Origin of the sequence: Pseudomonas anatoliensis, assembly GCF_017976235.1 — a bacterium.
In the GTDB taxonomy this organism is placed as follows: Bacteria; Pseudomonadota; Gammaproteobacteria; order Pseudomonadales; family Pseudomonadaceae; genus Aquipseudomonas; species Aquipseudomonas anatoliensis.
The window spans coordinates 351592-362797 of the sequence record NZ_JACVHC010000003.1; the positions used below are offsets into that span (position 1 = coordinate 351592).

The window sequence follows — 11206 nt, forward strand, 5'->3', positions numbered from 1 at the left end:
AGTCATCGGCAACTTCAGGACACACGGCTATTTCTGAGTGTTCCAGACGTCAATAGAAGCTCTCTCCCCTTTTGCACCTGATTAGTAAGTGATTAGCCGCCCGGAGTGCTCCATGCCAGATTATCGTTCGAAAACATCCACCCACGGCCGCAACATGGCCGGCGCCCGCGCACTGTGGCGCGCCACCGGGATGAAAGATGACGACTTCAAAAAGCCGATCATCGCCATTGCCAACTCATTCACCCAGTTCGTACCGGGCCATGTGCACCTGAAGGATCTGGGCCAGTTGGTCGCCCGTGAAATCGAACGCGCCGGTGGCGTGGCCAAGGAATTCAACACCATCGCCGTGGATGACGGCATCGCCATGGGCCACGACGGCATGCTCTATTCGCTGCCGAGCCGCGAGATCATCGCCGACTCCGTCGAGTACATGGTCAACGCCCACTGCGCCGACGCCATTGTCTGCATCTCCAACTGCGACAAGATCACCCCGGGTATGTTGATGGCTGCCTTGCGCCTGAACATTCCGGTGATTTTCGTTTCCGGCGGCCCGATGGAAGCAGGCAAGACCAAACTCGCCTCCCACGGCCTCGACCTCGTCGATGCCATGGTCATCGCCGCCGACGCCAGCGCTTCTGACGAGAAAGTCGCTGAATACGAGCGCAGCGCCTGCCCTACCTGCGGCTCGTGCTCCGGCATGTTCACCGCCAACTCGATGAACTGCCTGACCGAAGCCCTCGGTCTTGCACTGCCGGGCAACGGTTCGACCCTCGCTACCCACAGCGACCGCGAACAACTGTTCCTGCAGGCCGGCCGCACCATCGTCGAGCTGTGCAAGCGCTACTACACAGAGGACGACGAGTCGGTATTGCCGCGTAACATCGCCAATTTCAAGGCGTTCGAGAACGCGATGATGCTCGACATCGCCATGGGCGGTTCGACCAACACCATCCTGCATTTGCTGGCTGCCGCGCAAGAAGCCGAAATCGCTTTCGACCTGCGTGACATTGATCGCCTGTCGCGCATCGTGCCGCAGCTGTGCAAAGTCGCGCCGAACATCCAGAAGTACCACATGGAAGATGTGCACCGTGCCGGCGGCATCTTCAGCATCCTCGGTTCGCTGGCCCGGGGCGGCCTGCTGCACACAGACCTGCCGACCGTGCACAGCCGCAGCATGGAAGAAGCCATCGCCAAGTGGGACATCACCCAGACCACCGATGAAGCCGTGCATCACTTCTTCAAGGCGGGCCCGGCGGGCATCCCGACCCAGACTGCATTCAGCCAGTCGACGCGTTGGGAAAGCCTCGATGACGACCGTGAAAACGGCTGCATCCGTAGCTTCGAGCACGCCTATTCGAAAGAAGGTGGCCTGGCCGTGCTCTACGGCAACATCGCGCTCGATGGCTGCGTGGTGAAAACCGCTGGCGTCGACGAGTCGATCCACGTCTTTGAAGGCAACGCGAAAATCTTCGAAAGCCAGGACAGCGCCGTACGCGGCATCCTCGCCGACGAAGTGAAAGAAGGCGACATCGTCATCATTCGCTACGAAGGCCCGAAAGGTGGCCCGGGCATGCAAGAAATGCTCTACCCGACTTCGTACCTGAAATCCAAAGGACTGGGCAAAGCGTGCGCCCTGCTTACCGACGGCCGTTTCTCCGGCGGTACCTCGGGTCTGTCCATCGGCCACGCTTCGCCAGAAGCCGCGGCAGGCGGTGCGATTGGCCTGGTGCAGGATGGCGACAAGGTGCTGATCGACATTCCAAATCGCTCGATCAACCTGTTGGTCAGCGACGAAGAACTGGCCGCACGCCGGATTGAGCAGGACAAGAAAGGCTGGAAACCGGTGGAAATCCGTCCACGCAAAGTCACCACCGCCCTTAAGGCCTACGCCCTGCTGGCAACCAGTGCCGACAAAGGCGCTGTGCGTGACAAGGCGATGCTCGACGGGCTGTAAGCCTCGACAGCAAAAACAAAAATGCCCCGCTAAAGTGCGGGGCATTTTTTTGCCTGAAGACTCGCCCCCCTGTAGGAGCTGCCGAAGGCTGCGATCTTTTGATCTTGCCTTTAAAAGATCGCAACCTTCGGCAGCTCCTACAGGGGGATGGTGGGGGTCTTACTGCATTTCCTCAGGCTTGACGATCACCCAGTTCTTGTCCGCCGTCACCGGCAATCCTTCCTTGGCCTGCGCCGCCGCATGCTTGGCCATCATGCCGTTGATTTGCGTCATGTACTTGTCCTTGCGGTTGATCCACAAGTGAATACCGCCCTTGGCCACGTCGACATCGTGGAACAGCATGTAGCCGTCGCTGGTGGGCGTATCGCCGCCGACCAATACCGGTTTTTTCCACTCATCGATGTAGGTCAGGATCGCTGCGTGCTTGCCGGCCATCCAGGTCGCCGGGGTCCACAGGTACGGGGTCAGCTCCAGACCAAGGTTGGCCTTCTCGTCGTATTTGCCCGCAGTGATTTGCTTGCGTGCGGTGGTCAGCTCATTGGTCTCGCGGTTCTTCAGCAGCAGACTCACGCCGATGACGTTTTGCGGTTTGACGTTGTAGCCGTACTTGGGATCAGCCGCGACCATGCGCACCAGTTCTTCAGAGGCGGCGGTCATCACGTAGACCTCAATGCCGTTCTCCATCAGCTTGTTGTACAGCTCTTGCTGGCCGGTAAAAATCTTCGGCGGATTGACGTCGAGTTTCTTGACCACATCGCCTTCGTAATACGTGGCCGGCACCGGTTTGCCCGAGGCCATCAGCTCATCGACGTAGCCTTTGAGTTCCTTGAGGGTGAAGCCGGAGAACACCTGCGCCACCCACGGGTAGCAGACCATGTCGTCAACTTCGCAGAGACGATAGTAGTAACTGAACAGGCTTTCCTTGTGGTCGGCGGTGTCCTTGAACGGCATCAGTTTCAGGGAGGGGTCGAGTTTGTCGCGGGTGATCAGGCCCTTGTTTTCCATGAACGGCAACAAGGACTCTTCGAGGTCGTAGCGGTAACTGGTGTTGTCCATGTCGAACACCGCGTAGTTACCCTTGTTGGCGTTGGCCGCAATCATCGCGTCCAGCGCCTTGGCCTGATCGGCCGGCCAGTGTTTCAAGTCGGTAGCGAAGGCCTGAGTGGCCAGGCCCATCCCCACAGTCAGTGCGACAGCCAGAAATTTCGGTGCGAACTTCATCGGCGCTTTCTCCCTGATCTAAAAGCATCGACGCTAACAAATACGTGTGACAGTCCTCGTCTGTCAGCGACCGCCCCCGCCCCTTTTTGCGCCAAATGCATTGCTGTGAGCGACACACGCTTATTCCAAAAACGACGGACACCATACGTTTTCGGTATTAAATCATTAGTTTTCAAGCTGTTAGGCTTGCCGGTTCGCAGCAGCCCCGGAAGGCTGTTGGCAAAGACTTTCCTGGAGTTCTCATGAATCTACCGTTGATTCTCAACCTGCTGGTGTTCCTCGCCCTGCTCTTCGGTCTGGCGCAAACTCGCCACACTTCGTGGAGCCTGGCGAAAAAAGTCCTGCTCGCGCTGGCCCTCGGCGTGGCATTCGGCGTTGCGCTGCACAGCATTTACGGTGCCGGCAACCCGGTGCTGAAAGCTTCGATCGGCTGGTTCGATCTGGTCGGCAACGGCTACGTGCAGTTGCTGCAAATGATCGTCATCCCGCTGGTGTTCGCCTCGATCCTCAGCGCGGTGGCCCGCCTGCACAACGCGTCGTCGTTGGGCAAGATCAGCTTCCTGACCATCGGTACGCTGCTGTTCACCACCGCGATTGCGGCGCTGATCGGTATCGGCCTGACCAACCTGTTCGGCCTCACCGCCGAAGGTCTGGTCGCCGGCACTCAGGAAATGGCCCGTCTGCAAACCATTCAGACTGACTACGCCGGCAAGGTTGCCGACCTGAATGTGCCGCAACTGTTGCTGTCGTTCATCCCGCAGAACCCGTTCGCCGACCTGGCCCGGGCCAAGCCGACCTCGATCATCAGTGTGGTGATTTTCGCGGCGTTCCTCGGAGTTGCCGCGCTGCAACTGCTCAAGGATGACGTTGAAAAAGGTCAGAAAGTGATCAACGCCATCGACACCCTGCAAGCCTGGGTGATGCGTCTGGTGCGTCTGGTGATGAAGCTGACCCCGTACGGCGTGCTGGCGCTGATGACCAAAGTCGTCGCCGGTTCCAACTTGCAAGACATCATCAAGCTCGGCAGTTTCGTCGTGGTCTCGTACCTCGGTCTGGGCCTGATGTTTGTGGTGCACGGCTTGCTGGTGTCGGCGGCCGGGATCAACCCGCTGCGCTTCTTCCGCAAGATCTGGCCGGTGCTGACGTTCGCGTTCACCAGTCGTTCCAGTGCAGCGAGCATTCCGCTGAGCATCGAAGCGCAGACCCGTCGTCTGGGTATTCCGCAGTCTGTGGCGAGTTTTGCTGCTTCGTTCGGTGCGACTATCGGTCAAAACGGCTGCGCAGGTCTGTACCCGGCAATGTTGGCGGTGATGGTTGCGCCGACCGTGGGCATCAACCCGCTGGATCCGCTGTGGATCGCCACGCTGGTAGCGATTGTGACTCTGAGTTCGGCCGGTGTGGCGGGCGTAGGTGGCGGTGCGACGTTCGCAGCGTTGATCGTGCTGCCGGCGATGGGTTTGCCGGTGTCTTTGGTGGCGCTGCTGATTTCGGTTGAGCCGCTGATCGACATGGGTCGTACGGCGTTGAACGTGAGTGGTTCGATCACGGCGGGTGCGATTACCAGCCAGGTGATGCAGCAGACGGATAAAGAACTGCTGGATGCGGATGAGCATGCGGAGTTGGCGCAGGCTTGATGTAAAGCAAGATCAAAAGATCGCAGGCTTCGCCAGCTCCTACAGGGGAAATGCGAACACCCTGTAGGAGCTGCCGCAGGCTGCGATCTTTTAGGCCTTCTCCCAAACCTCGAAGTTGTAAGCGGGCTTATCGCCCTCGGCCGGATTAGCCACGTTCGACACCAGTTTCCACTGGTTCAAATCGAACTCCGGAAACCACGCATCGCCTTCCGGGCTCAGCGCCACACGGGTCAGGTACAGACGATCCGCCTGCGCCAGCCCTTGCGCATACAACTGCGCCCCGCCAATCAGCATCAGCTCATCGACGCCCTGCTCTTTGGCCCACTCTTCAGCGCGAACCACCGCCGCTTCCAGCGACGGATAAACCTCGGCACCTTCGAGCACCAGATCGGCCTGACGGCTGACCACGATGTTCAAGCGCCCCGGCAGCGGGCGACCGAGCGAGTCCCAGGTCTTGCGACCCATGATGATCGGCTTGCCGAGGGTCGTGGCCTTGAAGTATTTGAAGTCGCCCGGCAGGTGCCAGGGCATGCTGTTGTCGACGCCGATCACACGGTTTTCACCGAGGGCTGCGATCAGGCTGAGGGGGAGTGATTTAGTCATGCCGGCGAGGATACCAGAGCCTCGCTTACCCCGATAAGCGCCACAGCGGTTATGCTCTCGACTCAATTGAGCGACGGAATGGCGCGTGACAGAACTGACTCCACTGCAAAGCCTCTGGCTGACCGAAACCGTGCGCCTGCGCGAAGAACACGCAGGCCCTCTGGATGATCTGGAAGCCAATCGCCTGGCCCGCGCGGCCGGTGGCGATCTGCCGAGCCGCATTCAACGCCGCGCCTTGTGGCTGGCCGAGCGTGACGGACTGACCGCAGCCCTCAAACACTGGCTGCAAGGCGCGCGTCTGGCGTTGGTGTTGCTGATGATACTGGCGATGTTGAGTGGCGCCGGTCTGGCGTTCGCCGCGCTGGGCCAGACGCCGGTCAATGTGTTCTGGGCCTTGGGCAGCCTGCTCGGGCTGAACCTGATTCTGCTGTTGAGCTGGGCGCTGGGGCTGATTTTTGCCGGCGAACACGGCGCCACCCTCGGACGACTGTGGTTGTGGCTGAGCGAAAAACTCGCCCGCGACGCCAAAGCCGCACAACTGGCGCCGGCCCTGCTGTTGATGCTGCAACGCAAAAAACTCAATCGCTGGGCGCTCGGTGCACTGGTCAACGGCCTGTGGTTGCTGGTAATGCTCAGCGCGTTGGTTCTGCTGCTGACGCTGATGGCGACGCGGCGTTACGGCTTCGTCTGGGAAACAACCATTCTCAGCGCCGATACCTTCATTCACGTCACACAGGCCCTCGGTCATCTGCCATCGTTGCTGGGGTTCAACGTGCCGACCGTAGACATGATCCGCGCCAGCGGCGACGGCGCTCTCGATATCGAAAGCGCTCGTCAGGCGTGGGCGACATGGCTGGTCGGCGTGCTGGTGGTTTATGGCGTGTTCCCGCGCCTGATGTTGGCGCTGTTGTGCTTCTGGCGCTGGAACAGCGGCAAAGCGGCACTGCATCTGGATCTGAACCTGCCCGGCTACGCCCAACTGCGCGAACGCCTGATGCCGAGCAGTGAGCGCCTCGGTGTCAACGACCCCGAGCCGGCGCAGATGCATCGCGTCGAAAGCGGCGTCAGCGAACACGCCAGCGAAGGCGCGTTGCTGGTCGCGATCGAACTCGACGAGCAGCGCCCATGGCCACCCGCGCTGCCGAAAAACGTCAGCAACGCCGGCATTCTCGACAGCCGCGAGTCGCGCCATAAACTACTCGAACAACTCAGCCGTTTTCCACCGGCGCGGCTGGCCATCGCCTGCGATCCACAGCGCTCGCCGGATCGCGGCAGCCTCGCGCTGATTGCCGAACTGGCGCGCAGCGCTGGCGCAACTCGCGTGTGGCTACTGCAACCGCCGCCCGGTGCAGCGCTGGATGCCGAACGTCTCGGCGACTGGCACATCGCGCTGCAACAGCTTGAGCTGGAGTTTGCCGACAGCGCGCCGCTGAACTGGCTGGAGACCGGACATGACTGACGCCCGCAAAGCCCCGCTGAAACTGGCAGTGGTCGGCCACACCAACGTCGGCAAGACGTCGCTGTTACGCACGCTGACCCGCGATGTCGGCTTCGGCGAAGTCTCCCATCGGCCGAGCACGACCCGACATGTCGAAGGCGCGCGATTGTCGGTGGACGGCGAGCCGTTGCTCGACCTCTACGACACACCGGGGCTGGAAGACGCCATCGCCCTGCTGGATTTTCTCGAACGCCTGGAACGCCCCGGCGAACGCCTTGATGGCCCGGCGCGGCTGGCGCGATTTCTCGACGGCAGCGAGGCACGCCAGCGCTTCGAGCAAGAAGCCAAGGTGCTGCGACAACTGCTCGCCTCGGATGCCGGTTTGTATGTGATCGACGCTCGTGAACCGGTGTTGGCCAAATATCGCGATGAGCTGGAAGTGCTGGCCAGTTGCGGCAAGCCGCTGCTGCCGGTACTGAATTTCGTCAGCAGTGCCAACCATCGCGAGCCGGATTGGCGCGAGGCGTTGGCGCGACTGGGCCTGCATGCGCTGGTGCGTTTCGACAGCGTCGCGCCGCCGGAGGATGGCGAGCGGCGGTTGTATGAAAGCCTCGCGCTGCTGCTGGAAAATGCGCGGCCACAACTGGAGCGCTTGATCGCCGATCAACAGGCTCAGCGTCTCGCACGCCAGCAAAGCGCTGCACGGCTGATCGCAGAATTGCTGATCGACTGCGCTGCGTGCCGACGCAGCGTGGTCAGTGAGGCCGAGCAGGAACAGCAAGCCATCAGCGAACTGCGCAAGGCTGTGCGTCAACGCGAACAGAAGTGTGTTGAGGCGTTGCTCAAGCTGTATGCGTTTCGCCCGCAGGATGCGGCGGCCAGTGATTTGCCGCTGCTGGACGGGCGCTGGGGCGATGACCTGTTCAATCCCGAGACGCTGAAGCAACTCGGTGTGCGGGTTGGCGGCGGTATCGCTGCCGGCGCGGCGGCGGGTGCCGGGGTGGATTTGCTGGTCGGCGGGATAACCCTCGGGGCCGCAGCGCTGGCCGGTGCGATTGCGGGTGGCGCGCTGCAAACGGCGCGCAGTTATGGCAGTCGTTTGCTCGGCAAGATCAAAGGGCAACGGGAATTGACCGTGGATGACGGGGTGTTGCGGTTGTTGGCGTTGCGTCAGCGGCAATTGCTACTGGCACTTGATCAGCGCGGGCACGCGGCGATGGACGCGGTTCAGGTGGCCACACCGCAGGACAAGACCTGGCGCGAGGGCAAGTTGCCCGAGGCGCTAAGCAAGGCGCGGGCGCATCCGCAGTGGTCATCGCTCAATCCGCACGCGAAGTTGAATCAGGGGGAAAGGCAGGAGCAGATTGAGTCTCTGGCTGTAGATTTGTAGCGCTTGATCTGGCGCCATCGCGAGCAGGCTCACTCCTACAATGGATCGCGCTCATCTTGTAGGAGTGAGCCTGCTCGCGATAGCCGCAACTCAGTCTAGAGACTCAAATTGTCAGCAGCCGCGCCGCTTTCTCCTTCAATACATCCAAATCAATCACCGCCACCGCCCTCTCCTTGGCCAACTCATCCCACTGGCGCATGCGCAAACTCACCGCGCACAACGGATCCCGTTCAAATACCTCAGCTTCGGCCTCGGTCATCACCCCGCCCTGATACTCCAGCGTGCGCCGACTCGCTTCACTCAACCGATCGAAATACCCGGGCTCGCGCAACGTCAGGTAACGCTTGGCCTGCACGTGATATTCCACCAGCCGCGCCATGCGTTCGCTGAATCCGGCCTCACGCAAATAATCCGCCCCGAGCCGTTCATGGCTGACCACGCCATAACCGCCCATGTTCTCCGCGCCCTCGGCACACAAATGGCCGATGTCATGAAAGAACGCCGCCAGCACCACTTCGTCGTCGAAGCCCTCGGCGATAGCCAGTTCGGCCGCCTGGGACATGTGCTCGATCTGCGACACCGGTTCGCCGATGTAATCACGAGTGCCGAAGCGCTCATACAACCCGAACACCCTCGCCACGACTTGCTCATGACCTGCCATCAAACTTCCTCCAGCAACTGCACCACATTGCGTTCGGCCATTGCCGGACCAACGCTCATACCGACGCCGGTGTGCATCAACGCCACACTCAAACCCGGTGCCGGGCGCAAGAACGAAAACGGCCCCGGCCCCCGAGAACCATAGACGCCCTGCCAGCGCTCGACCACTTGCACCTTGCAACCCAGGGTCTGTTCGGCCAGCTCAAGCATCCAGGTGTCGACTTGTTCGGCGTTGAACGGTGATGGGTCGCTGCCGTAATAGTGCGAGTCGCCGATGATCAACTCGCCATACGGCGTCGGGCTGATCAGCAGGTGGATGCCGTTTTCGTGCAGGTGCGGTTGCTCGCGCAGAATCTGCCCTTGTACCGCCGCCGCTTCCGGCAGATCGGCGAAGGCGCCGTAGTGCACGCAGCTCAGGCCGGTGAGCAAGGCGTGTTGCAGATTCAACTCGACTTGCGGTTTGGCGCGAAGCATTTGCAGGCGGCAGATTTGCGGGTCGAGCGCGGCAATCGGCTCGGCCAACAACGTTTGATAATCGTGGCCGGAGCAGACGATGATCTGCTTGGCAGTGAACGTCCCTGCGGTGCTTTGCAGGCGTCCGGGCTCGACATCGCGCACCAGCGTGGAGAATTGGAATTCGACACCGAGGTCGCGGCGCAGATAGTCGATCAGCGCCGGAATGGCTTCGCGCGAGTACAGCTGTTGATCGTCCATCCCGTGTAACGCGGCGCGGTGGTGGCTGAACTGGCCGTTGTACAGATCGCGCAATGCGGCGCCGCGCAGCAAGTCGACGTTGTAACCGTGTTCAACGGCGCGGCGGCTGCAAAAGGCTTCGAGCAGATGCTCTTCGGCTTCGCTGCGGGCGAACAGGTACGAGCCGTTGCGCTTGATTTGCAGCCCGGCGAGTTGTGCCCAATCGCCCCAGATGTCGCGGCTTGCCTTGGCCAGTTCGAGCATTTGGCCGGGCGGTTGGCCGGTGACCAATGCCTGGCCGAAATTGCGCACCGAAGCGCCGAGTGGCGTGGCGGTGCGTTCGAATACGACGACCTTGAGACCGCGTTTGGCGGCGGCGTAGGCGTGAGAGAGGCCGAGGATGCCGGCGCCGACGATCAGCAGGTCTTTGTGTTGTGTCATCTGGATATTTCCCTGAATTCAGAACCGCTATCGCGAGCAGGCTCACTCCTACAATTGGAATGCGTTCCCATGTAGGAGTGAGCCTGCTCGCGATGAGGCCCTGTCAGATTGCGAAGATTTACTTGGCGGCGACTTTCTCGGACTTGCCGTCATAGCGCTTGCGCCACTCGGTCAGGATTTCGTCGCGATTTTTCGAGGCCCAGGCGAAGTCGTTCTTGATCAGACGCTGCTCGTAGTCGGCCGGCAATTCGGTCTGCGGCTTGGCGATGCCCGGCTGCGCGAGGACGGCGAAGTTCTCTTTGTACAAGTCCATCGCCTCGGCGCTGGCGGAGAAGTCAGCGAGTTTCTTCGCGGCCTCTTCATGCGGCGTGCCTTTGATCACGGCGGTCGCCTCGATCTCCCAGCCCAGACCTTCCTTCGGCAGGATGATGTCCAGTGGCGCGCCCTGACGCTTCAACTGAACCGCCGGGTATTCAAAGGATATGCCGATCGGGAATTCGCCGGCCGCGGCCAGTTTGCATGGCTTGGAACCGGAGTGGACGTACTGGCCGATGTTCTGATGCAGGCCATCCATGTAGGCCCAGCCCTGTTTCTCGCCGAAGGTTTGCAGCCAGGCGCTGACGTCGAGGAAACCCGTGCCGGACGAGGCCGGGTTAGGCATGACGATCTTGCCTTTGTACTCAGGCTTGGTCAGATCCTGCCAGCTCACTGGCTTGGTCAGACCCTGCTTTTCGGCCTCAATCGTGTTGAAGCAGATGGTTGCGGCCCAGACATCCATGCCGACCCAGGCTGGCGGGTTGGCGGCGTCGCGGTAGTTCGCGCCGATCTTGCCCAGATCCTTTGGCGCGTAGCTTTGCAGCATGCCTTGCTGATCGAGAATAGCCAGGCTGGACGCCGCCAGCCCCCATACGGCGTCAGCCTGCGGGCGAGCCTTTTCGGCCAGCAGTTTGGCGGTGATGATCCCGGTGGAATCGCGCACCCACTTGATCTCGACGTCCGGGTTGGCTTTTTCGAAGGCTTCTTTGTAGGTCTTCAGCTGTTCGGCTTCGAGGGCGGTGTACACCGTCAACTCGGTTTTTGCCGCGAAGGCATTCAGGCTGAAAGTAGCGAGCACAGCAGCGGCCAGGGCCATAGGCTTGAACATGATCGATATCCTGTCTTTGAGTTGAGGG

The 11206-nt window shown here is 61.0% G+C and carries 9 protein-coding genes; 4 read left to right on the forward strand and 5 right to left on the reverse strand.

The genetic code is table 11. The annotated features are described in order from the left end of the window. Positions 1 to 112: 112 nt before the first annotated feature. Positions 113 to 1954, forward strand: a complete 1842-nt coding sequence (ilvD, locus tag ICA16_RS11125; RefSeq protein WP_150617860.1) for a dihydroxy-acid dehydratase — start codon at positions 113 to 115, stop codon at positions 1952 to 1954. Between the two features lie 159 nt (positions 1955 to 2113). Here ilvD and ICA16_RS11130 read toward each other — a convergent pair whose 3' ends face one another. Continuing rightward, positions 2114 to 3175, reverse strand: coding sequence for an HAD family hydrolase (locus ICA16_RS11130; protein WP_210700623.1), 1062 nt, complete (start codon positions 3173 to 3175; stop codon positions 2114 to 2116). Between the two features lie 242 nt (positions 3176 to 3417). Between ICA16_RS11130 and ICA16_RS11135 the strand changes: the two genes are divergently transcribed. After that, the gene (locus ICA16_RS11135; protein ID WP_210553448.1) at positions 3418 to 4809 is read left to right on the forward strand and encodes an L-cystine transporter; all 1392 of its coding nucleotides are present in this window, start codon (positions 3418 to 3420) and stop codon (positions 4807 to 4809) included. A 90-nt stretch (positions 4810 to 4899) separates the two neighbouring features. On the opposite strand, the gene ICA16_RS11140 is transcribed toward ICA16_RS11135, so the two are convergent. Beyond that, positions 4900 to 5412 (reverse strand): dihydrofolate reductase, encoded by a 513-nt coding sequence (locus ICA16_RS11140; RefSeq protein WP_210700624.1) that lies wholly within the window; start codon positions 5410 to 5412, stop codon positions 4900 to 4902. An 85-nt stretch (positions 5413 to 5497) separates the two neighbouring features. On the opposite strand from ICA16_RS11140, the gene ICA16_RS11145 reads away from it, so the two are divergent. Together ICA16_RS11145 and ICA16_RS11150 are read left to right on the forward strand one after the other, a co-directional pair. Continuing rightward, on the forward strand, positions 5498 to 6871 hold the full coding sequence (locus ICA16_RS11145) for a DUF2868 domain-containing protein (protein ID WP_210700625.1): 1374 nt from the start codon (positions 5498 to 5500) through the stop codon (positions 6869 to 6871). Continuing rightward, positions 6864 to 8240 (forward strand): GTPase/DUF3482 domain-containing protein, encoded by a 1377-nt coding sequence (locus ICA16_RS11150; protein ID WP_150616773.1) that lies wholly within the window; start codon positions 6864 to 6866, stop codon positions 8238 to 8240. Before ICA16_RS11145 ends, ICA16_RS11150 begins: the two co-directional genes overlap by 8 nt. Positions 8241 to 8343: 103 nt before the next feature. Here ICA16_RS11150 and ICA16_RS11155 read toward each other — a convergent pair whose 3' ends face one another. From ICA16_RS11155 to ICA16_RS11165, 3 genes are all read right to left on the reverse strand, one after another. Next, positions 8344 to 8901, reverse strand: coding sequence for a phosphonate degradation HD-domain oxygenase (locus ICA16_RS11155; protein ID WP_210700626.1), 558 nt, complete (start codon positions 8899 to 8901; stop codon positions 8344 to 8346). After that, the gene (locus tag ICA16_RS11160) at positions 8901 to 10034 is read right to left on the reverse strand and encodes a TIGR03364 family FAD-dependent oxidoreductase (RefSeq protein ID WP_210700627.1); all 1134 of its coding nucleotides are present in this window, start codon (positions 10032 to 10034) and stop codon (positions 8901 to 8903) included. The genes ICA16_RS11155 and ICA16_RS11160 overlap by 1 nt, the downstream gene beginning before the upstream one ends. Before the next feature lie 118 nt (positions 10035 to 10152). Then, the gene (locus ICA16_RS11165; protein ID WP_150593564.1) at positions 10153 to 11178 is read right to left on the reverse strand and encodes a putative 2-aminoethylphosphonate ABC transporter substrate-binding protein; all 1026 of its coding nucleotides are present in this window, start codon (positions 11176 to 11178) and stop codon (positions 10153 to 10155) included. Positions 11179 to 11206 lie beyond the last annotated feature (28 nt).